The sequence below is a fragment of the Bradyrhizobium sp. SZCCHNRI2009 genome, from assembly GCF_032485115.1.
Taxonomy (GTDB): Bacteria; Pseudomonadota; Alphaproteobacteria; order Rhizobiales; family Xanthobacteraceae; genus Bradyrhizobium.
On sequence record NZ_JAUEUH010000004.1, the window covers coordinates 552,200 to 574,114 of the forward strand.

Below are 21,915 nucleotides of genomic sequence, written 5' to 3' on the forward strand. Positions count from 1 at the left end.
TTTTTGCGGCTGTCGTTGAGCTAACCATGCGTTGTCGGACGTTGGAGACAAGCCGCGCCCGGCAGTTAACGGAAGATCGCTTCAGACGATCAAAGCAGCGGGAAGGACTCTGGGATGCCGGCCGAGGTCACCCTGCCAGAGCGTGCGCCACGGCCGCCTGACGCGCCAACCGCGCTGGCGGGTCTGCTGGTGATCGACTTCACGCGCGTTGTCGCAGGGCCGGCGTGTACACAGACGCTGGCCGATTTCGGCGCCGAGGTGATCAAGATCGAGCAGCCGCTCACGGGAGACGATACCCGCGCATACGAGCACGCCGAGCTCGGCGGAGAGAGCGCGGCGTTCCTCAGCCTCAACCGGAACAAGCGCGGTATGGTGTTGGATCTCACGATACCGCAGGCCAGAGACGTCGCTCGTGCGCTGATCGCCAAGGCCGACATCGTCGTGGAGAATTTCTCGTCGTCCGTCATGGAGAGGTTCGGGCTGGACTATCAAACACTGTCCAGCACCAATCCCGGGCTGATCTATTGCTCGATCTCGGCCTACGGACGCTCAGGTCCATTCGCGTGGCGATCAGGGTTCGATCCAATCACCCAGGCGGAAAGCGGGTTCATGTCCCTCAACGGTTTCGCCGACGGTCCGCCGGTGCGGACCGGTCCTCCGATCGTTGATCTGGCCACCGGCATGTCCGCCTGCAATGCCATCCTGCTGGCACTTGCCGCCCGGCAGCGGCTCGGTCGCGGGCAGCACGTCGAAGTGGCGCTGTTCGACATCGCCTTGGCGATGACGGGCTTCTCCGGAATGGCGTATTTGATGAGCGGCGTGAACCCCACGCGAACGGGCAATTCGCCGAACGACTCTCCGACGGTCGGCGTCTTTGAAGCGTCAGATGGCCCGCTCTACATCGCATGTGCCAACGATCGACTCTACCGCCGGTTGGCAACGGAGGTACTTGGTCGTCCGGATCTCCTGAGCGATCCTCGCTTTGCCACGCGAAGAGCGAGATGGGTCAACCGTGCGCAACTGCGCGGCCTCATCGCCGACATCCTTGCCGCGGAACGGATGGATGTCTGGATATCCCGGATGAACCAGGCTGGAGTTCCGGTTGGACACGTTCGAACGGTCGAGCAGGCGTTCAACGCGGCCGAGGTCCGGATGCGCGACCGCACCTGTCGTATTCCGCACCCGACGGCAGGCTCGATACCCAACGTCGAGCCGGCAATCACCATGAAGCTCACACCGACCGTCGAGCCCACGGCGGCGCCGCGGCTGGGAGAGCATACGGCCGCAATTCTGCGCGACAGGCTTCGGTACACCGAGCAGGAGATCGAAGCCCTGCGTCAGGTAGGGGCGTTCGGACGCAACGATCCGGGAGCCTAAGGCATCGTCACTGGTGCCGGACACGGAAGAAGAGCGGCAGCGTCCTCAGCAGCCATCAGCCGGCTTTGGCCATCTCATCGTCTTCCGGTGAGTTCAGATACATGCCCGACATGGTGTCGATCCAGCACAGATGATCATGCACCTTCTTGACGCCAGAGATGTTCTCGGTGGCAACGATCGCCGCCTGCCGCGACCGCTCTTCGGTAATGACGCCGCTCAGATGAACGATACCGTCCTTGACGATGACGGACAATCCGAACGGGCACCAGTCGTTCTTCTCGAGGGCGTCGATCACGCGGTTGCGGATGTGATCGTCGTCGGCCGTTGGATCTGGAACCTGCCGCCCGAGCGCGGCAACCGCTTGCAGCAGGTTCGCCCGTGACACGATGCCGATCACCCGGTCTCCCTTGACCACGGGCAACCGCTTCACGTGGTTCTTTTCCATCAGTTCCACGATCTCAGCCAGCGCGGCGTCTTCGGTGATCGTCAAGGGAGACTTGGTCATCACCTCTGACACTTTGCGACCATGCTCGTGGACGAAGTCGGCGGCCGACTTTCCGGGCCCGAGAATGAATCGCAGCCAGCGGCCGCGCTTTCGCCCAGTGCCGATCTCCGTTCGGCGAATGAAATCGCCTTCCGAGACGACGCCCACCAGCTTCCCGCCGGGGTCGACCACTGGAAGGCCGCTGACGTGCCGTTGAAGCATGATATTTGCCGCGTCCACGATGGAAGTGTCAGGGGTGACAGTGATGACGGGACGGGTCATGATCTGATGGGCGCGCATGGCGAACTCCAATGTCAAAAGCTAAGAAAAAGTAACCCGCTGCGACGGTCTTGAATTGACGCAGGTCAAAGGAGATGCCGCCGCCGTCATTGACGCAGCTCAAGGTCTTGGCATTGAATTGCAGCTATAAGGCAATCTGATCCAGCGCGAGGAGAGGTGCCTATGTCCGAGTTCTCCGGGACCAAGATCCTGGCCGACGAAACGGCCGAACTGTCCGAACGTGTCGCTCTCTCCAACAAGCACGCACTTGAGCTGCTAGTTGGTTCGCAGCAGATCGTCATGGAGGAGGTTCTGTTTGCCAGCAACGAAGTGCTGGATCGCGCGCGCACGGAGACGCATCTGCTGGCCGAGTTCGTGTCGAAGCTGGCTGGCGTGCATTCCGTGACGGGAATCCAGGCGATGGTTCAGGAATGTGGACGGCATCAGATTGATTTCGTCAGGCGGGATTGCGATCGACTCTTCAAGCACGGGCAACGCCTGATTGATGCCAGCGTGAATCTTATGGGGCAACGGTGGCGAAACTGAAGAGTGCGGGTGTGTCGCGTCTCGAGGCGCGGGAGCGTGAGAGAACAACCGACAACGACCGGAGCAAGGCCGTTGTCTCCGTAGAGACCTCTTTGAAGCCGGCGGGGGGGCTCGCTGCATCGAACGCAAGGTCGCTCTGTCAGGAAGCCGACGCGGGCTCCGGGGCATTTCGGCGCGAGGACCACGAGCTGGACAAGGCGTTCAGCGCGATGCTGGCTCGACTCACCGCGGGGATATCGCCGGCTGCTCTGTCGATGGCGTATCTGGATTGGGTTTGCCATCTGGCGGCTGCGCCTCAGCGTCAAATCGAGATCGTCCGAGACGCCTGGAACGGCGCGAAGCTGGTTGCCGAACGGTCATTGCATTTTGCGGATCCCAATCGCGGTCCTTGGGATCTGATCAGGCCGCAGGCCAACGATCATCGCTTTTCCAAGCCGCAATGGACGGCCCAACCGTTCAACTTGTTCGCCCAGGCGTTCCTGCTCGGAGAAGATTGGTGGCACAAGGCGACCACCGGCATTCGTGGTGTCGACCCCGCCAACGAAGCCGTCGTTGACTTTTCAATTCGTCAACTGCTCGACATTTTAGCGCCATCGAACTTTGCAGCGACCAACCCGGAAGTTCTGGAAAGGACGTTTCAAAGCGGTGGCGAGAACCTGATCTTCGGCTGGCAGAACTGGCTCGCCGATATCATGCAGGTGATGCAGCCGGGAAAGATATCGAGCAATGGTGAGTTCGTCGTCGGCAAGACTGTCGCGACCGCACCGGGCAAGGTTGTGCTTCGCAATCAGTTGATTGAGCTGATTCAATACATGCCGACGACCGAGAAGGTGCGACCAGAGCCGGTCCTGATCGTACCGGCTTGGATCATGAAGTATTACATCCTGGATCTGTCGCCGCACAATTCGCTGGTCCGATACCTGACCGACCAGGGCTTTACGGTTTTCATGATCTCCTGGCGAAACCCCGGAGCGGAAGACCGGGATCTTGCGTTTGACGACTACCGCTCGCTGGGCGTCATGGCTGCCCTGGACATGATCGGAACGATCATTCCGAATACGCCGGTCCATGCCGCAGGCTATTGTCTCGGGGGAACGCTTCTTTCGATCACGGCGGCAGCCATGGCACGGGATGGCGACCAGCGTCTGAAGACAATCACGCTGTTTGCGGCCCAGACCGATTTCACGGAAGCGGGAGAGCTGACGCTCTTCATCAATGAAAGCCAGGTCGCCTTTCTCGAAGACATGATGTGGGAGCGTGGATATCTCGATACCACCCAGATGGCGGGCGCATTTCAATTGCTGCGCTCCAACGATCTGATCTGGTCTCGTGTCTCGCGCGACTATCTTCTCGGCGAGCGCGCAAACCCGAGCGACTTGATGGCATGGAACGCAGATGCGACGCGGCTGCCGTATCGGATGCACTCCGAATATCTGCGCAAGCTCTTCCTGAACAACGATCTCGCCGAGGGGCGGTATCGGGTCGAGGGGAAGCCTGTTTCGCTCTCCGATATCCACACGCCGATGTTCGTCGTCGGGACGCTGCGTGATCACGTTGCGCCTTGGAAATCGACGTACAAGGTCCATTACGAGGTTGATGCTGACGTCACTTTCGTGCTCGCGAGCGGCGGCCACAATGCCGGCATCGTGTCGCCGCCGGGCGAGCAGGGGCGCTCCCATCAGATGCGGACCAAGGCTGCCGACGCTCCTTATCTCGGGCCGGACGAGTGGCAGAGCAGCTCTCCAAAGCTGGAGGGATCGTGGTGGCCGGCCTGGACAGCATGGCTCGGACAGCAGTCGGGAGCGCCGGGCGCGCCGCCGCAACTCGGGACAGATCGTTCGAATGATCTCGGAGACGCGCCGGGCGACTACGTGCACACGTGATCGCCGCATGTTGCGGCCAAGGAGCACCATCCCGTCGGGCTTAGGCGCTGGCCCGGAGCAATGAAAGGCTTCGGTCCAATGTCGTCTCAGCCGTGCCTGACGCATCGACCTGGAGCCAATCGAGACCGCCGATATCGTAGTGTTCCTGATCCTCGGCAACCCCGACCGTTGCATCGGACGCATCGGCGACTCGATGGTGAATCCGCTCCTGCCGGCTGCGCAAATCTGCAACGAGGAAGAGGCCGGCAAAGGGCACCTTCAGCCGTTTCGCGAGATCATGGATATCCTGCCGTTCATCCGAACGTGCAAACACGGCGTCGACGATCACCGTGAAACCTTGTGAGAGCACGCGGCTGGCCCGCGTCGTCAACTCTCGATAGACTCGTGCACTCGATTCCGGCGTATAGGCCTCAGCTGGGAGGCGTTCGGTTTCCTTCACGCCAGACAGTTGCTTGCGCAGCACATCGCTGCGCAACACGATTGCTCCCGGTGGAGGAACCAAGAGAGGAGCGAGAGCCCGGGCGAGCGCAGATTTCCCCGTTCCCGACAGGCCTCCGACCGCGATCATCCTCGGCTCCGCCGGCCGAATCAGGCTGCGCGCAAGTTGAAAGTAGCTCTCTGCGGTCTCGATCGTTGTGGAGCGATCTGCGTCCGAGTGTTCAGCATCGAGGCGGTCGAACCTTGCGACAAAGACTTGTGCACGGATGGCGGCCCGGATCGCCATGAACAGAGGCAGAGCAGCCAATCCTCCGGTCTGGTCGGGCGCCGCGGTCGAGAGGTAGCGGTTCAAGAGGTGGCTTGCAGCGACCGGCTGCGCGAAGTGCAAGAGGTCCATCAGTGGAAAGGCGAGGTCGTACAGGACGTCGATCGTGGCTATTCGGTCGTCGAACTCGATGGCGTCGAACAGCACCGGCTTGTCGTCAATGAGGACAATGTTGGCCAGATGGAGGTCGCCATGGCAGCGTTTCACGTGCCCGTCCTTTGCACGTTGCTCGAGCAGGGGGCGGAGCCGCGCGAAGGCCGAGTGGCAAAGGACGCGGAGTTCTTCGACCTCCGTTTCGCCAAATCGCGAGACTGTCCGAAAGCTGGCGACGAATGCGTCGATCCAGATTGGAATGGAGTCCGTCCACAGATTGGAGGAGCTCCGAACGGCGACTGCATGCGACGCCGCGATCGTCTCTGCCAGACGCTCGCCCAATCCGACGTCCAACTGCTGGCGGCGAGAAAGATGATCAAGCGTCTGGCTGTCATCGAAGCGACGCATCTCGACGGCATATTCGACCGGAGTGCCGGATCCACCGACATCGAATGACCCGTCTGGCGCCTTGGTGATGGCGACGACACGCAGATAGATGTCCGGAGCAAACGGGTGATTGATCTCCATTTCCTTTACGCACGCGGCCTTGCGCCGATCGAGCGTCGAATAGTCCAGAAATGGCAGCCGAACGGCGCGCTTGATCTTCAGAGCGCGGTCGCCGATCAGAAACACGGAAGCCGCGTGCGTGTCGATCCGGCGGACACCTGGATGTCGGGCGGTATTGCCCAGGAAGGAGAAGACCAGTTCCTGATCGGATGGTGATGCCATGGGCGGTCTTGCCACGTTCAATTCAAAAGTCCGGGATGAGCACCGCCGCGCCGACGACGTCACCCCGCCTCAGGCGGGCCAGAACGTCATTTGCGTCGGATAGCGGATAGGGCGTCGTATGGGTCCGTATTTGAGCCTGCTGCGCGACTCGCAGGAAATCGAGACCGTCTTGCCGCGTCAGGTTGGCGACGGACACCACCTGGCGTTCTCCCCAGAGGAGGGAATACGGGAACGTCGGAATGTCGCTCATATGGATACCTGCGCAGACCACCCGGCCGCCCTTCCGAACAGCCCGCAGAGCGGCCGGAACAAGCTCGCCAGCCGGCGCGTAGATGATGGCCGCGTCCAGAGCAACATCGGGACGCTGGCCCGCCGCTCCGGCCCATGTGGCGCCAAGTTGGCGCGCGAAATCCTGCGCAGCCTGGTCGTGCTCGCGGGTGAACGCGTAGATCTGGCGCCCCTGCCAGCGGGCGACCTGGGCAACGATGTGACCGGCCGCGCCGAATCCGTAGATGCCGAGCTTCTCGGCCTTCCCTGCCATGACCAGGGATCGCCAGCCGATCAGGCCGGCGCACAACAGCGGTGCGGTGGCGATGTCGTCCTCCAGACCTCCGAGCGGGAACGCATAATTTGCGTCGACGACGGTGTGGGTCGCATAGCCGCCATCGCGCGTATAGCCGGTAAACGTCGGCTGGTCGCAGAGATTTTCCATACCAAGTGCGCAGAACGTGCAGTGGCCGCATGTATGCCCCAGCCATGGAATTCCGACCCGCTCGCCGAGCCTGTGCGTCGTCACACCAGGACCAATCTGATCGACATGACCGACGATCTCGTGTCCGGGGATGATCGGATACCGGATGTCGGGAAGCTCACCGTCGAACACATGCAGGTCAGTGCGACACACACCGCATGCCCTGACCTTGACGCGGATCTCACCGGGACCAGGATCGGGGTCCGCGAGTGTCTCGGGCTGCAGAGGCGCTCCAGGCTTTCGCAGAACCATCGCTCGCATCGGAGATGCCTCCCGGACGAATTTGCAGGATAATAAGATAATCAGCCCGGCAATCGTTTGATGCTCATCAAGGACTTGGTTCGAATACTGCGGCCTACCGAGCAGAGCCGGCAGGTGCGGTCGGGGAACGGAGCGGTATTGCATCCGTCACTATGCTGGGATGATAAGTCGCGCTAGACCCGCTGCGGATTGAAACTAAGATCAATCTCCGGGATTCACCCGCCTTTCACCAACTGATGTTGGACGTGCAAATGTCGACCTACCGATTGCGGAACCTGCTTTTGCCTCGCTCCATCGCTCTGATCGGAGGGAGTCCGCGACCGAACTCGGTAGGGAAGGCCATTCTCGACAATATCGTCAAGGCGCGGTTCGAGGGCAAGCTTGGCCTGGTCAATTCCCGCTATCGGGAAATATCCAACATCGCAGCCGTTGGCAGTCTCGCCGAATTGGCGTTTGTGCCGGAACTTGTGGTGATCACGACGCCACCCCCTTCGATCCCGGATCTCATTCATCGCGCAGGCGCGTTGGGGACGGCAGGGGCTCTGATCATTACCTCGGGTCTCGGGCATGGAGAGGGGTCGCTCGCTGACCAGGCCGAGAAGGCAGCGCAGAAATACGGCATGCGTCTCATTGGGCCGAACTGTCTCGGCATCATGATGCCGACCATCAAGCTCAATGCGAGCTTTTCGGCGCACATGCCGGTTGCAGGCAGCCTGGCGCTCATTTCACAGTCCGGCGCTATCGCGGCGGGGATGGTAGATTGGGCTGCTCAGCGCGGTGTTGGGTTTTCTGGAATCGTCTCGATCGGCGATCAGTTGGACGTCGATCTCGCAGATCTACTGGACCACTTCGCGCTGGACGGTGGGACCCGCGCGATCCTGCTCTACATCGAAGCCGTCAAGGACGCTCGAAAGTTCATGTCCGCGGCGCGAGCGGCGGCAAGGGTCAAGCCGGTTGTGGTTGTGAAATCGGGCCGCGGTGCCGTCGGTGCGCAAGCTGCGGCGACACATACGGGCGCGCTGGCGGGAGCGGATGCCGTCTACGATGCGGCTTTTCGCCGGGCCGGCGTTCTGCGGGTCTCCGATCTGCGCGAGTTGTTCGACTGCGCCGAAACGCTGGGGCGCGTGGAGTCGCCCATGGGCAAGAGGCTCGCCATTCTCACGAATGGCGGCGGGATCGGCGTGCTCGCCGTGGACCGACTGGTCGAGCTCGGAGGCGTGCCTGCCGCACTCTCGCCGGTCGTCCACGACAAACTCGACGCCATCCTGCCGCCGACCTGGTCCGGATCCAACCCGGTCGACATTGTCGGCGATGCCGATGCTGCACGCTACACGCTCGCGCTTGAGGCGCTGCTCGCCGATCGAGCCAACGATGCAATTCTCGTCATGAACGTTCAGACCGCGATTGCATCCGCGAGCGCCATTGCCACGGCTGTCACCGAGTTCGTCAGTACCTATCGAAAGCAGCACCGGCGCTGGGCAAAGCCGGTTCTGGCGGCATGGGTCGGTGCGGAGCAGTCGGTCATCGAGACCTTGAGCGGGGCAGGAATTCCGAACTACCCAACGGAGGATGATGCCGTTCGCGGCTTCATGCATCTCGTTCGTCATCGGGAGGTGGTCGAATCGCTTGCCGCTGTGCCGCCGGCCATGCCGAGCTCTTTTGCGCCCGACGTCGAGGCAGCCCGCAGAATTGTAGCGACAGCCCTCGCCGACGGGCGGACCTGGCTCGATCCGGTCGAGATCAGTCGCCTGCTGGAGGCCTATGATATTGCGATGGTGCCGACGTTCGCTGCATCCTCGGTCGACGAGGCGGTCGGATATGCGGAGCAGTTGTTCGCTCAAGGCACAACTGTCGTGCTCAAGATCTTGTCGAGAGATATCATTCACAAATCCGACGTCGGCGGTGTCGTGCTCAATCTCACTACGGCCGAGGCCGTGCGTAACGCCGCGAACGAGATCATGGCCCGCGCGAAGGCCGTTCGGCCCGACGCACGGATTTCCGGCGTGATCGTGCAAGCCATGATCGTCCGCGCCAAGGCGAGGGAGCTGATCATGGGCATTGCCGACGATCCGACCTTCGGAACCGTGATCGTGTTCGGCAGAGGCGGTACCGCCGTCGAGATCATCAACGACAAGGCGCTCGGTCTGCCTCCGCTCGATCTCCATCTGGCGCGAAACCTCATCGAGCGGACGCGCGTCTCACGATTGCTGCGCGCCTATCGTGATGTCCCAGCGGTCAAGCCCGATGCAGTCGCACTGGTGCTGGTCAAGCTTGCGCAGCTTGCAGCAGATGTTCCCGAGATTCGCGAACTCGACATCAATCCGCTGCTCGCCGACGAGAGCGGCGTCATGGCCGTCGATGCGCGCGTCGCCGTCGGCAGGGTTCCGCCGAAATTCAAAGGCTCTGGTCCGTCGAATTTCGCCGTTCGGCCCTATCCGAGCCAATGGGAACGGCATCTCCAGGTCAAGGACGGCTGGCGGATCCTTGCGCGGCCGATCCGACCCGAGGATGAGCCAACCATTCATGAGTTCCTCAAGCATGTCACTGCGGAGGACCTGCGTCTTCGATTCTTTGCCCCAATGAAGGAGTTCACGCACGAGTTCATCGCGCGCCTGACGCAGCTCGACTATGCGCGCGCGATGGCTTTTGTAGCTCTCGATGAAGCGACAAACGAACTGGTCGGCGTCGTGAGGATTCACTCCGACTCGGTTTACGAGAGCGGGGAATACGCGATCCTGTTGCGGTCGGATCTCAAGGGACGCGGACTCGGCTGGGCATTGATGCAGCTGATCATCGAATACGCCAAGTCGGAGGGCCTGAAGATGATCTCCGGCGACGTCCTGCAGGAGAATGTCGTCATGCTGGAGATGTGTAGGAATCTCGGTTTCGAGGTCAAAACCGATCCAACCGAGCGCGACCTTTGCAATGTCAAACTCAGGCTCTAAGCTCAGATCTTCGGTGTCCTCTCACCCGGTCCATCGGTTCAGGTCGGATGGTGGTCGTCATTGGACGGCGGACTCGCCGCCTCGCCTTCGGAAGCGCCATGCGAGCGGAGAGTTCTGATGATCATCGTCGCAATGGGAACGATGAGCAGCGGAATGAGGCTGTTGAGCGGATGGTTGACCACGCTCGAGATTCGGGACTGCAAAGCTCGTGCTTCCAATTGCAGCGAGTCCATTGCCGAGGAGTGAATCTCGTTGGCTAGTTCGAGTTCCCGGCCGGACGGTGCACGGGATGCGATGATCAGCAGGATCGCCGCAATCGCGATATTGCAGGCTCCGAGTGCCGCGGCTGCCACGACCGCGGAGGTGACCTGGACCAATGCAAGATAGGCCGCCAGCTCGAACATCAGGAGGCCAAAGACGGCGATCAGCGCCGCAAAGGCCCGGAGGCCAAGCCCGACGAGCAAGTGCCGAAGCCTGATGTCGGCAATGACCCGGTCCGTCCGCCAGAGAAGGCGTAAATGTTTAACGACATTTTCGGTATCCACTTAAGTTCTCCGCAGCAGGAGGCCAACGGCAAGCCCGAGGGCGAAGGCCGAAGCCGTCGCCACGATCGGACGATCCCTGATCATTCGTTCCACCTGAACGTCTGTCTCGCTTAGACGCATGTCTAGCACCTCGATCGCTGCAGCGAGCATTCCGGCGGCGGCTGGTTGCGCGTCCGGGTTGTCACGCGGCGTACCCGCGCCCCGCAACAGCTGGCTTAGCTCTCGCGTCAGGCTCTCCAGCTCGGTCCGGAGGGTCGTCGGGTCGATGGCCATGTTTTGTCCTTGCGTCAAAATCACTGTAGAACGTAGCTCGGCACGATGCTTGATTTCGCTCAACCCGTTGCGCTGACGGGATTGACGCAGATCAAGCGAGGCAGATCGGCGCGATTTAGGAACGGGTGTGCCTCGGCACGCCGACTGAGGGAGACATCCAATTGCGTGCTCATCCGGGACTGACCGCGGCGACGACGGAGGATGTGCTCGAGCTTCGTCCGAGCGGATCATGGGTGTCCCTGAACGTGGCAGAGCTCGAGAGCTTGACCAGCTCTGTCGGCAACAGCATCAACAGCGCGACCGCCGTGAAGCTCGATCTTGGGGCCGTCAGCGAAATCGATACCGTCGGTGCTTGGTTGCTTGAGAAGCTCGGCCGCCGGGCTGCTGCGGGCGATCGTCGGGTCGAGATGATCGGGGTAGCAGAAAACTACGTCGGCCTCGTCGAGGAGGTCCGGCAGGTCAATCGACGAGTCGTCGAGCCGGCACCGAGACTGAACCCGATCCTCGCCAAACTCACCGACCTCGGTCGTTCGAGTCTGGGGGCCGCCCAGGACATCAAGGTGTTTCTGGACATGTTGGCCGCGCTGTTCTTTGCGCTGCTGCGCACGCTGCGCCGGCCTCAATCTCTGCGCGTGACCTCCCTCGTCTATCAGATGTACCGCATCGGGTGGCAGGCCATTCCAATCGTGGTGTTGATCACATTCCTGATCGGCGCCATCATCGCCCAGCAGGGGATCTTCCATTTTCGACGTTTCGGTGCCGAGTCTTACGTCGTCGACATGGTCGGAATTCTGGTCCTGCGCGAGCTTGGCGTTCTGATCGTCGCGATCATGGTGGCAGGGCGGTCGGGAAGCGCCTACACGGCCGAGCTTGGATCGATGAAGATGCGCGAGGAGATCGACGCGCTGGTGACGATGGGACTTGACCCTGTCGAGGTGCTGATTCTGCCCCGTATCGTTGCGTTGATCTTGACCTTGCCAATTCTCGCCTTCATCGGCTCGATGGCTGGCCTGTATGGAGGAGGGCTGGTGGCCCAGCTCTATGGCGGCATGGGACCGGCAATCTTCATCGCCCGGCTACACGATGCCATCTCGGTGACGCACTTCGAAGTGGGAATATTGAAGGCGCCGTTCATGGCCCTGGTGATCGGCATTGTTGCCTGCAGTGAGGGACTTCGTGTGAAAGGTAGTGCCGAATCGCTGGGGCAACAGACTACGACATCCGTGGTGAAATCCATTTTCCTGGTCATCGTGCTCGATGGTCTTTTCGCCGTGTTTTTTGCGTCCATTGGAATGTAGCGATGGATGATCTTGGCGTGTCCAGCGCGATCCGCGTGACCGATCTCGTTGTCGGGTTCGGCCGGCAGCTCGTTCTGAACAATCTTTCGCTCGACGTTCGTCGCGGTGAGATTCTCGGGTTGGTTGGCGCGTCAGGCGGCGGAAAATCCGTCCTGATGCGGACGATCATCGGACTCATTCCTCGGCGCAGCGGGACCATTGAGGTCATGGGGACAACCGTTGGGGGCGCCGAGGAGCGGACGACGCAGGCTGCAGCGAAGCGCTGGGGAATTCTGTTTCAGCAGGGTGCTCTGTTCTCGTCACTGACGGTCAAACAGAACGTACAGTTTCCGCTGCGCGAGAGCCTGCAGATGTCGCAGGAGTTGATGGATGAGATCGCGATAGCCAAGCTCGAAATGGTCGGCCTTCGCGCAGAGGACGGTGATAAATTCCCAGCCGAGCTATCCGGCGGCATGACGAAGCGCGCCGCGCTGGCGCGCGCCCTCGCTCTCGATCCGGCGATCGTATTTCTTGATGAGCCGACCTCCGGCCTCGATCCGATCTCCGCCGGCGACTTCGACGCCCTGATCAAGACGCTCCAGCTGACGTTGGGATTGACGGTGTTCATGGTGACCCATGACCTCGCCAGCCTCAACACGGTCTGCGACCGTGTCGCTGCGTTGGCCGATGGCAGGATCGTGGCGATTGGTCCTATGAGCGACCTCCTCCGATCAGAACATCCATGGGTCAAAGCCTATTTTCACGGCAAGCGATCCCAGATGCTGCAACCAAAAGCGAGTTGAAAGATGGAAACCCGTGCGCCCTTCGCTGTCATCGGCGGCTTCGTGCTGGCGGCCATCGTCGCGATCTTTGGCTTCGTTTACTGGCTCAACAACACCGGAGGACTCGGGCCTCGCACGACCTATCACGTGCAGTTCGAGGGCTCGGTGCCCGGCCTGCTGGTCGGGGCTGCCGTTCTGTTCAACGGAATCCGGGTCGGCGAGGTGACTGAGCTCGGTCTGGCGCCGAACGATCCGCGTCGGGTCAACGCAACGATTTCCGTGGCGTCGACGACCCCGGTGCGCGCCGACACCAAAGTAGGGTTGGAATTTCAGGGGCTGACCGGAGTGCCGGTGATCGCGCTGGAGGGCGGCGCGTCTGCAGGAGCGGCGAGTGCCGTATCGACCTTGATTGCAGAACCAGGCGCCGGACAAAGCATGACGCAGGCCGCCCGGGACGCCCTGCGGCGTGTCGACGCAGTTCTTGCGGAGAATGCCGGGCCGCTCAAAGATACGATCGCTAACCTCAAGACATTCTCGGACGGCCTCGCGCGGAATACCGGCAAGCTCGATGGAATCGTCTCGGGTCTGGAGAAAATGACGGGAGGCGGTGCTGCAGCACAGAAAGTCACCTATGATCTGAGCGCGCCAAGAGAACTGGGGCCGGTCAACAAGACCATCAAGGGTCAGCTCTCGATACCTGAGCCCACGGCCGTGGCGATGCTGCAGACTCAGCGCATGCTGTTCACGCCCACAAAGGACTACCCCGGGTTCGGTGATTTCCTGTGGGCTGACAGCATCCCCAAGTTGCTGCAATCACGTCTGATCGATGCCTTCGAGAACTACGATGTGGCCCACGCTCCGCTGCGGACATCCGATCTGGGCCAGCCGGATTTTCAGCTGCTGATCGATGTCCGCCGTTTCCGGATCAATGGCGATACCGCCGCGGTGGAAATTGGCCTGTCGGCTCGCCTCGTCGACAAGAACGGCAAGGCCATCGCGTCTCGGCTGTTTGGCGAAAGCCAGCCCGTTGCCCGGCTTGATCCTGCTGATGCCGTGTCCGCCTTCGATGAGGCCTTCGGCCGGATTGCCAAATCGATTCTGACCTGGACGATACAGGCGCTCTGAATCGATCGGGCTATTCCAAGCTCTTCAAATACGAGAGCAGATCGTGGATCTGCGGCGGCGCAAGCTGGAATTGGGGCATGGCCGGGTGACCAGTCATGATCCCCTCCGCGAGCGCTTCGCCCAAAGATTCGATCGGGTAGCGGAGATGGAGGCTTCGGAACGGAGGAGCCGGTTCGAACGGGCTATCTCCCGTTCGACCAATGGCGTGGCATCGTGCGCAGTGGGCCTTCGCGAAAGCCTGTCCGCGTTGCTGCGCCGTCGACGTCGCGTATGACGGGGTCGCTAACGCAATCGCGGCGAGAAGGTGGCACAGAACAAGCCGCTGCATTCACGATATCCATTGGTTGGGAGTGGCGGCCACGATAGGGCCCGGATTGTTGGTTCGTTTGATTTGAATCAATCGGAACTTCGAGCGTCCGTTAGAATGCAATCATTCTCTTTGCGCTTGGCCCACCGGAGCCCCCGTATGAAGACGTCTCTTGTTGCAATCGATTTCCACGGGCAGGCCTGTGCCGATTGTGCCGTGCGGGGATTCAGTGTCTGTGCGTCGCTCGACCAGTTCGAAATGCGCGAATTCGAGCACCTCAGCCGCCGAGCCCATTTTGCGACCTGCGAGACGGTTTTCGCGCAAGAAGACACATCGTCCTGCTTCTACAATTTATTGGATGGAGTCATGAGGCTCTACAAGCTTCTCCCCGACGGACGCAGGCAGATCGTCGGATTTGCGCTGCCCGGCGACTTCGTCGGCATGACGACGGAGGAGCGGCATGGATTTTCGGCCGACGCAATCGGTCCCGTCACCGTCTGCCAGTTCGCGAAGGGACCGTTCGGACGCTTTGCCGAGGACAAGCCAAATCTGCTGCGTCGGATGAACGAACTGGCCGTGCAGGAGCTGAATCAGGCGCGTGATCACATGGTACTTCTCGGGCGCCGATCCGCCGAGGAGAAGGTCGCGACATTCCTCGTTGGCTGGAGGAACCGGCTGGTGGAGCTTCGGGGGGCCTCTAACATGGTACCGTTGCCGATGAGTCGGCAGGATATCGCCGACTATCTCGGGCTCACCATCGAGACCGTCAGTCGAACGTTCACGAAGCTCGAACGGGAGGGCATCATCGCGATCCTGCCCGGGGGCGTCTCGCTTCGGGACTCGGCGCGAGCCGAAGCAATGGCTGCTGCCTGACATCGCTGGCGAAATCCGCATTGCATTGATCTGGATCAAGGACTGTCGCGCAGCCGGTAGGGAACTGTGTCTCAAACTCGAACAGGGGAGAGAGACATGCCGCTCGACGCTATGATCGTCAGCTTTGCAGTTGTGGGGGTTTTTGTCGGGTTCGCTGCGGTCCTGCTTTGGGCTGATTCACAGACAAGGCATCGGGTGTGAGCTACAGGCTGCCCTTGGACTCCTGCATCTTGCGCTCAGAAGAGTAGCGCTGCTGGTCCGACGGGGCGGCTGGGCGACTCTCACGCGTTGCACAATGTATGCCGGGCCCGTATCGGCGGCGGAAACGCCTCCGGCGTCGATTGGCGCATGGCTTCGCCGTTGAGCGTTCGCCGCATTTTCCTGGACAATCCGCCGATCTGCCGTATTCCGAGGTGCAATGAAATCGAGGATCGGTGCTCGCAAGTCCGAGGGATCGTCTTTGCTGGTGGCTGTAGGCGTGTCCATAGTCCCCTGACATCCGCGGGGCCTTGGCCACCAGCTTTGGACATCTCCCTTGGGCGGCGGTATTCGGACGCCTGGGAGATGCGGTGTGACTGAGGAAAAGCGGGCGAGCGTCCGACCTACCAACAACGGCAAACTGTCGGTGCTGCGTCAGCATCCGATTTTTCGTGAACTCGAGGCTGATGCGGTCGATCAGCTCTGCCGCTACGCCAAGCCGACATCGCTCAAGCGCGGTGCAACCATCTTCTCAAAGGGCGATCCCGGCTCGAGCTTGTATGCCGTGATCAGTGGCACCGTCAAAATTAGTGTCTCGTCGCCCGACGGCCGCAATGCTATCCTGAACCTGATCAGCGCCGGTGAGATCTTCGGCGAAGTCGCCGTGCTCGACGGACGAGAACGTACAGCCGATGCAACGGCCAATACGAACTGCGAGATCCTGGTCATCGATCGGCGCGAATTCCTGCCGTTCGTAAAGAGCCAGCCGGTGCTGGCAATGAAGTTCATCGAGCTGCTTTGCGATCGGCTGCGCTGGACCAGCGACCAGGTCGAGCAGGTCATCCTTCAGGATCTTCCCCGCCGCCTTGCCAGTGCGCTGCTCGGCCTGACCGACAAGCGCAAGCTGGATGCCGCGAGCCGCACCATTGCCATCACGCAGCAGGAGATCAGCGAAATGGTCGGCATGACGCGGGAGAGCATCAACAAGCAGTTGCGTGCATGGGCCGCGCGGGACTGGGTCCGCCTTGAGCACGGGGCGATCGTGCTTCTGAACCCCGAGCCGCTACGCGGATTGGCGGAGGCTGCTCAAGACGAAGACGAGTAGGGGCGGCGAGGCATTTTCCGGCCCTACCTAGCCGATGATGACCGTATCCCGCCGGCCGCGAGCTGGATTTCGGGGGGGGGGGGGAGGACCGAATCCTTGGCCGGAACCCGCTGGCCGTGGGGATGGCCCTCGCGATAGGCGATCACGATGCAGAGCAGGATCAGCGAGAAGCCGAGCAGCGGCCCCGGGAATACACCCGCCATGAACAGCGCGCTGATCGGGATCGTCCCGCCGGTCGCGAGCGCGTGAAGGACGGCGTTAGGGCTTGGTGGCACCAGCACAACAGGACGGCCATCGCTTCGGGCCAGGAAGCCGCGCCGTTCAGGACGTAGCGGGTGAAGACCGCCCAAGGGATGACGGCTGAGATCAGCACGAGCGCCGTTACGCCCACGATGACGCAAGCGGGATACAGTGCATCCATCGCCCGGCGATAGAGTCCGGCCATCGTAAGCCTCTTGATCGTCCGAACCGAGCGTGCGGTCTATGCGATGTCCTGAATGCGCTTGATCATTTCTTGGTACTTCGGACCGTATTTGTCCCAGACCGGCTTCACGGCCTTCTGGAACGGCGCCTTGTTGGCGATTTCGACAATCTCGGAGCCACCGGCCTTGGCCTTCTCAATCGCTTCCCGCTCATAGATCTTCCAGAGTTCGCGCTCCTCCATCTGCGCTTCGCGCGCGAACTTCTTGATCAAGGTCTGGTCGTCCGTCGACAGGTTTGCCCAGGACCGCTTCGAGAACACGAGGATTTCCGGAATGACGAGATGCTGGGTGAGCGAATAGTACTTCGCGGCCGTGTAATGATTGCTGGAGACGTAGCTCGGCGGATTGTTTTCGGCCCCGTCGATCACGCCGGTCTGCAGCGCGCTGAAGACCTGATCGTAGCCCATCGCGACGCCGTTGCCGCCGAGCGCGTTCATCATGTCGATGAAGATGGGATTGCCGATCACGCGGATCTTCAGCCCCTTGACGTCCTCGACCGTCCTGATGGGCTTCTTGGTGTTGTAGATGCTGCGCGCGCCAGAATTCATCCAGCAGAGTGCGACGAGATTTGCGCTGGCATTGGCGCTGACGCGGTCCAGAAGGTCCTGACCGATCGGACCGTCCATCATCTTTTCAGAATGTTCGATGCTCTTGAACAGGAAGGGCATGTTGACGACGTTGACGTCGTCGACGATCGGGCCGAGCGCGCCGGCGCTGACCCGCAGTATCTGGATCGCCCCGATCTGGGTCTGCTCGATAGTCTCTTTCTCGCCGCCGAGCTGAGCGGAGGGATACATCTGGATCAACAGCCTGCCGTTGGTTGCCGCTGCAAGCTTCTTGCCGAGGTTTTCTGTTGCTGCAACCGTCGGATAACCCGGCGGCTGAACGTCGGATGCCTTGAACACCGCCTTCGATTGCGCAAGGGCGGCCGAGATCGGCGGCAGCGTTGCAACGCCCGCAAAGCCCACGCTCAGTCTGATGAAATCGCGTCTTTTCATGGCGTCTCTCCGACGGAATGATCGTGTCGCCGCAAGGTTCGATGCGATCATCTCGTTAGCCTGGTTGATCGAAATACTCTGGATTCTTGGTCTGAATTTCAGAGATGTCGTCGAGCAGGCGTTCCAGATGACTCGCCATGGCAGCCCTGGCACGATCCGGATCGCGCCGTTCGATGGCCTGGAGAATTGGTTCGTGCTCTGCGATCACTTCGGCCATCCGTCCGATCTGCGGCAGGGTCAGTCGACGATAGCGGTCGACGTGAACCTTGACCTGAACGATCAGCTTCCAGATCCCGGGATAGCCGGCGACCTCGGCGATGCCAGCGTGAAACATCTCGTCCGCCTGGTGGAAGGCTTCGCGATCCTTTGCGGCGCAGGCCTCGCGCTGACGTTCGAGGGTCGCATGCAGGTTGAGCAACTGGCTCGATGTCGCATGCTCGGCCGCCATCCGTGCGGTCGTCTCTTCGAGAGACTTTCGGATGATGATGGTCTCGGGGAGTGCTGCGACCGGAATGCGCGAGACGAAGATGCCGGACTGCGGAAAGATCTCGACCAGCCCTTCGTCCGCGAGTTTCAGAATGGCCTCGCGGACCGGTGTCCTGCTGACGCCATAGGCCGTCGCGATCTGCGCTTCCGAAATCGGTTCGCCCGGCAGGCGCACGAGCGACACGAGTTCGGACCTGAGATCGGTGTAGATGCGTGACGCTGCTGTCGCGCCGCGGGGGCGACCATTGCGGCGCATGCGGGCGACCACGGGCCGTGGCGCTGCGGCCAATTTCCTCGGGGGTCGACCGGACATCTTCGTTTCCTCAGCTGATATATTAATATATGAAACTGGCTTTGCAATCGAAATTGCCGTCAGCTGAGGGCGCGTGATGGTGCAATGCGATGTACGCAGGCAGCAACCACGGGCACGCAACAAAGCCTATCGTCTTTTCTTGCCGTCTTCATCTCGCCCCTAACGGCGGATCGGCCGTTGTCGGCGGCGACTTGTCCACATCCAGAAGCAAATCTGCGGTGAAGCAGACACGCACGGATCTCGTTCATGCGAATGCCTCGCGAATGCTCTCGGCGGATGCATTCTTTGATGCTACCAATCGGGCATGAACCAGCAGACTCGGGTCGATATCCGCCATTCTACCTGCCCGCACGATTGTCCGTCGGCCTGCGCGCTCGACGTCGAAGTGCTCGATCGGAAGACGATCGGCCGCGTTCGCGGCTCGAAACGGCAGACCTATACGGCTGGCGTGGTTTGCGCCAAGGTCGCGAGATATGCCGAGCGGATTCATCATCCTGAAAGGCTGATGCATCCGATGCGTCGCACCGGTCCGAAAGGCTCAGGGCAATTCGCACGCATCTCCTGGGACGAGGCATTGGACGAGATCGCGGAGCGATTTCTCCAGGCGGAGCAGGATTTTGGCGCTCAGTCGGTCTGGCCGTATTATTACGCGGGCACGATGGGGCTCGTGATGCGCGATGGCCTCAATCGTCTCACCCATGTGAAGAAGTATTCGCGGTTCTACTCGACGATCTGCGCCAATGTCGCGCGTATCGGCTTTGCCATCGGCACTGGGAAGATCGCCGGCGTCGATCCGCGGGAGATGGCGCTCTCGGACCTGGTCGTGATTTGGGGCACGAACCCGGTGAACACGCAGGTCAATGTCATGACTCATGCCGCGCGCGCCCGAAAAGAGCGGGCCGCCAAGATCGCGGCGATCGATGTCTACGACAATGAGACGATGAAGCAGGCCGACATCAAGATCATCCTGCGCCCGGGCACAGACGGCGCCTTTGCCTGCGGCGTGATGCACGTGCTGTTTCGCGATGGCTTTGCCGACCGCGCCTATATGGAGAAGTACACGGACTGTCCTGCGGAACTCGAAGCGCATCTGCAGACGCGGACGCCGCAATGGGCATCGCAAATCTCCGGCGTTCCCGTGGCCGAGATCGAGGCGTTCGCCCGTCTGGTCGGAGAGACGAAGCGGACCTTCTTCCGACTGGGTTATGGCTTCACCCGCAGCAGGAACGGCGCGACGCAGATGCATGCGGCATCCTGCATTCCCGCGGTGACGGGCGCCTGGCAATACGAAGGAGGCGGTGCCTTCTTCAACAACGCGGCGCTGTGGCATTTCGACGAGTCCATCATCGAGGGCCACGACGCCGTGGATCATTCCACTCGCTTTCTCGATCAGTCCCAGATCGGGCGCATCCTGACGGGAGACGCGGTGGCCCTCTGTGGCGGCCCGCCAGTCAAGGCGATGCTGATCCAGAACACCAATCCGATGACGGTGGCACCCGAGCAGGAGCTGGTTCGCAACGGATTTGCGCGCGAAGACCTTTTCGTCGCCGTCCACGAGCAGTTCATGACCGAGACGGCGCAGATGGCGGACATCGTGCTGCCCGCCACGATGTTCATGGAGCATGACGATCTCTATTACGGCGGCGGCCATCAGCACATTTCGGTCGGACCGAAGCTGATCGACCCGCCCGGCGAGTGCCGGTCCAATCATGAGGTGCTGCAGGGCCTAGCGCGCCGGTTGCGGGCGGTGCATCCGGGCTTCGAGATGTCGCCGCGCGAGCTGATCGATGCGACGTTGAAGAAGAGCGGCCATGGCGATATCGCCGGGCTCGAGGCCGATGTCTGGCGTGACCTTCAGCCGGACTTTCGCACCTCGCACTATCTCGACGGTTTCGCGCACAGGGACGGTAAATTCCACTTCAAGGCCGACTGGGCTCATCCGCCATTCGGCCGCGTCATGGGCAATCCGGAGCGCATGCCGTCATTGCCCGACCATTGGGCGGTGACCGAAGAGGTCGATCAGCAGCATCCGTTCCGGCTTGCGACAAGTCCGGCTCGCTCGTTCCTCAACACCTCCTTCAACGAGACGCCATCGTCGCAGGCGCGGGAAGGGGGCCCCTCCGTCATGATCCATCCACTGGATGCAGCCCCGCTCGGCATTGTCGACGGCGACATCGTCACGCTCGGCAATGAGCGCGGACAGACCTCGCTTGCCGCCCGGCTGTTCGACGGAGTTCAACGCGGGGTGCTGATCGCCGAATCGATCCATCCCAATCGCGCCCATATCGGTGGACGGGGCATCAACGTGCTCACCGCAGCCGACACCGTCGCTCCGATCGGGGGCGCTGCCTTCCACGACAACAAGGTCTGGCTGCGCAAATCGGCGGGCTGACCAGCTCGGCAAAGCCGAGTTATCAACATCCCTTTTGATTCCAAGGCGTTATTCACCTCTCACGCCTAGGAGCGGGCCGTTCACAGGATTATTTTACCTTTATCGGACCTCTTGCATTCCCAGCTTGAGCGTCGCTCAAATTTGTTGTAAACATTTTGAGCAACGCTCAAAAACGTGGAGAAGTCCCATGCAGGTCCTCAGCTCTCGCGCTCCGCAACTTTTTTCGATCAATCCCATGGTGATGCTGAACGGTCTGGCCCGGTCCGCGTCTCACCTTTTGACGGCGCGCGTCGAGCGCATCGCAAATGCCTGTGATGTTGCCGGTCTGCTCGCTGCGCGACGAGCGAGGCGGCTGGCCGGACAACGTCTTTTTCGTGCCGCCGGGCGCGAAGGGCGCCGGCTTCGCCGTGGCGGCCTATTCGGCTGCTTCCGCTACCTGAGCGAACTGACCTGACCTTGTCTCGAATCCCCATCTCAGGCGCAACGAAGCGGTCACCATGTCCTTGCGTTCCATACATCCCCTCCAGCTCCTACAGGTCTGGATAAGCCTTTTGCACACGACCTACGCGCTACTCTTCGTGCTGGTCGGCGACCAACAGCAGAACGCGAAACCGCATGACTGCGTCTAACGGGATGCATCACCGGCAC

At 61.2% G+C, this 21,915-nt stretch carries 20 protein-coding genes; 11 read left to right on the forward strand and 9 right to left on the reverse strand.

Annotated features, from left to right (window positions below):
- Positions 1-114 precede the first annotated feature (114 nt).
- Positions 115-1,377, forward strand: a complete 1,263-nt coding sequence (locus tag QX041_RS17865; protein WP_315712958.1) for a CoA transferase — start codon at positions 115-117, stop codon at positions 1,375-1,377.
- A 55-nt stretch (positions 1,378-1,432) separates the two neighbouring features.
- Here the strand turns inward: QX041_RS17865 and QX041_RS17870 are convergent, their stop codons facing one another.
- Positions 1,433-2,161 (reverse strand): CBS domain-containing protein, encoded by a 729-nt coding sequence (locus tag QX041_RS17870; protein ID WP_315712957.1) that lies wholly within the window; start codon positions 2,159-2,161, stop codon positions 1,433-1,435.
- A gap of 162 nt (positions 2,162-2,323) precedes the next feature.
- Here QX041_RS17870 and QX041_RS17875 point away from each other — a divergent pair, with 162 nt between their 5' ends.
- Complete coding sequence (locus tag QX041_RS17875; RefSeq protein ID WP_315712955.1) at positions 2,324-2,686, forward strand: hypothetical protein; 363 nt, start codon at positions 2,324-2,326, stop codon at positions 2,684-2,686.
- 209 nt (positions 2,687-2,895) lie between these two features.
- Positions 2,896-4,569, forward strand: coding sequence for a PHA/PHB synthase family protein (locus tag QX041_RS17880; protein ID WP_409977959.1), 1,674 nt, complete (start codon positions 2,896-2,898; stop codon positions 4,567-4,569).
- A 40-nt stretch (positions 4,570-4,609) separates the two neighbouring features.
- On the opposite strand, the gene QX041_RS17885 is transcribed toward QX041_RS17880, so the two are convergent.
- Together QX041_RS17885 and QX041_RS17890 are read right to left on the reverse strand one after the other, a co-directional pair.
- Entirely contained in the window at positions 4,610-6,154 is a 1,545-nt protein-coding gene (locus QX041_RS17885) for an AAA family ATPase (RefSeq protein WP_315712951.1), read from the reverse strand.
- A 22-nt stretch (positions 6,155-6,176) separates the two neighbouring features.
- Complete coding sequence (locus QX041_RS17890) at positions 6,177-7,166, reverse strand: zinc-dependent alcohol dehydrogenase family protein (RefSeq protein WP_316166132.1); 990 nt, start codon at positions 7,164-7,166, stop codon at positions 6,177-6,179.
- A 251-nt stretch (positions 7,167-7,417) separates the two neighbouring features.
- On the opposite strand from QX041_RS17890, the gene QX041_RS17895 reads away from it, so the two are divergent.
- On the forward strand, positions 7,418-10,111 hold the full coding sequence (locus tag QX041_RS17895) for a bifunctional acetate--CoA ligase family protein/GNAT family N-acetyltransferase (RefSeq protein ID WP_315712948.1): 2,694 nt from the start codon (positions 7,418-7,420) through the stop codon (positions 10,109-10,111).
- Positions 10,112-10,149: 38 nt separating this feature from the next.
- Here QX041_RS17895 and QX041_RS17900 read toward each other — a convergent pair whose 3' ends face one another.
- Positions 10,150-10,656: a phage holin family protein gene (locus QX041_RS17900; RefSeq protein ID WP_315712946.1), complete on the reverse strand. Its 507-nt coding sequence runs from the start codon at positions 10,654-10,656 to the stop codon at positions 10,150-10,152.
- Entirely contained in the window at positions 10,657-10,929 is a 273-nt protein-coding gene (locus QX041_RS17905; protein ID WP_315753516.1) for a hypothetical protein, read from the reverse strand.
- Between the two features lie 161 nt (positions 10,930-11,090).
- Here QX041_RS17905 and QX041_RS17910 point away from each other — a divergent pair, with 161 nt between their 5' ends.
- Genes QX041_RS17910 through QX041_RS17920 form a run of 3 tightly spaced genes read left to right on the forward strand, consistent with a single transcriptional unit; the run spans position 11,091 to position 14,113 of the window.
- Positions 11,091-12,227 carry an ABC transporter permease gene (locus QX041_RS17910; RefSeq protein ID WP_315753517.1) on the forward strand — a complete coding sequence of 379 codons (1,137 nt, stop codon included), beginning with the start codon at positions 11,091-11,093 and terminating at the stop codon, positions 12,225-12,227.
- 2 nt (positions 12,228-12,229) lie between these two features.
- Complete coding sequence (locus QX041_RS17915; RefSeq protein WP_315712944.1) at positions 12,230-13,009, forward strand: ABC transporter ATP-binding protein; 780 nt, start codon at positions 12,230-12,232, stop codon at positions 13,007-13,009.
- 3 nt (positions 13,010-13,012) lie between these two features.
- Positions 13,013-14,113: an ABC-type transport auxiliary lipoprotein family protein gene (locus QX041_RS17920; protein WP_316166134.1), complete on the forward strand. Its 1,101-nt coding sequence runs from the start codon at positions 13,013-13,015 to the stop codon at positions 14,111-14,113.
- 10 nt (positions 14,114-14,123) lie between these two features.
- On the opposite strand, the gene QX041_RS17925 is transcribed toward QX041_RS17920, so the two are convergent.
- On the reverse strand, positions 14,124-14,441 hold the full coding sequence (locus tag QX041_RS17925; protein WP_315825125.1) for a cytochrome c: 318 nt from the start codon (positions 14,439-14,441) through the stop codon (positions 14,124-14,126).
- A gap of 138 nt (positions 14,442-14,579) precedes the next feature.
- Here QX041_RS17925 and QX041_RS17930 point away from each other — a divergent pair, with 138 nt between their 5' ends.
- Positions 14,580-15,293 carry a helix-turn-helix domain-containing protein gene (locus QX041_RS17930; RefSeq protein WP_316166136.1) on the forward strand — a complete coding sequence of 238 codons (714 nt, stop codon included), beginning with the start codon at positions 14,580-14,582 and terminating at the stop codon, positions 15,291-15,293.
- A 571-nt stretch (positions 15,294-15,864) separates the two neighbouring features.
- Positions 15,865-16,596: a Crp/Fnr family transcriptional regulator gene (locus QX041_RS17935; RefSeq protein WP_316166137.1), complete on the forward strand. Its 732-nt coding sequence runs from the start codon at positions 15,865-15,867 to the stop codon at positions 16,594-16,596.
- A 23-nt stretch (positions 16,597-16,619) separates the two neighbouring features.
- Here the strand turns inward: QX041_RS17935 and QX041_RS17940 are convergent, their stop codons facing one another.
- From QX041_RS17940 to QX041_RS17950, 3 genes are all read right to left on the reverse strand, one after another.
- Complete coding sequence (locus tag QX041_RS17940; protein WP_316166138.1) at positions 16,620-16,871, reverse strand: TRAP transporter large permease subunit; 252 nt, start codon at positions 16,869-16,871, stop codon at positions 16,620-16,622.
- 206 nt (positions 16,872-17,077) lie between these two features.
- Positions 17,078-18,076, reverse strand: a complete 999-nt coding sequence (locus tag QX041_RS17945) for a TRAP transporter substrate-binding protein (RefSeq protein WP_316166139.1) — start codon at positions 18,074-18,076, stop codon at positions 17,078-17,080.
- A 55-nt stretch (positions 18,077-18,131) separates the two neighbouring features.
- On the reverse strand, positions 18,132-18,818 hold the full coding sequence (locus tag QX041_RS17950) for a GntR family transcriptional regulator (RefSeq protein WP_315713634.1): 687 nt from the start codon (positions 18,816-18,818) through the stop codon (positions 18,132-18,134).
- A 361-nt stretch (positions 18,819-19,179) separates the two neighbouring features.
- On the opposite strand from QX041_RS17950, the gene QX041_RS17955 reads away from it, so the two are divergent.
- Together QX041_RS17955 and QX041_RS17960 are read left to right on the forward strand one after the other, a co-directional pair.
- Positions 19,180-21,267, forward strand: a complete 2,088-nt coding sequence (locus tag QX041_RS17955) for a molybdopterin oxidoreductase family protein (protein ID WP_316166140.1) — start codon at positions 19,180-19,182, stop codon at positions 21,265-21,267.
- 187 nt (positions 21,268-21,454) lie between these two features.
- Positions 21,455-21,721, forward strand: coding sequence for a hypothetical protein (locus QX041_RS17960; protein ID WP_315753528.1), 267 nt, complete (start codon positions 21,455-21,457; stop codon positions 21,719-21,721).
- The last annotated feature ends 194 nt before the right edge of the window (positions 21,722-21,915 follow it).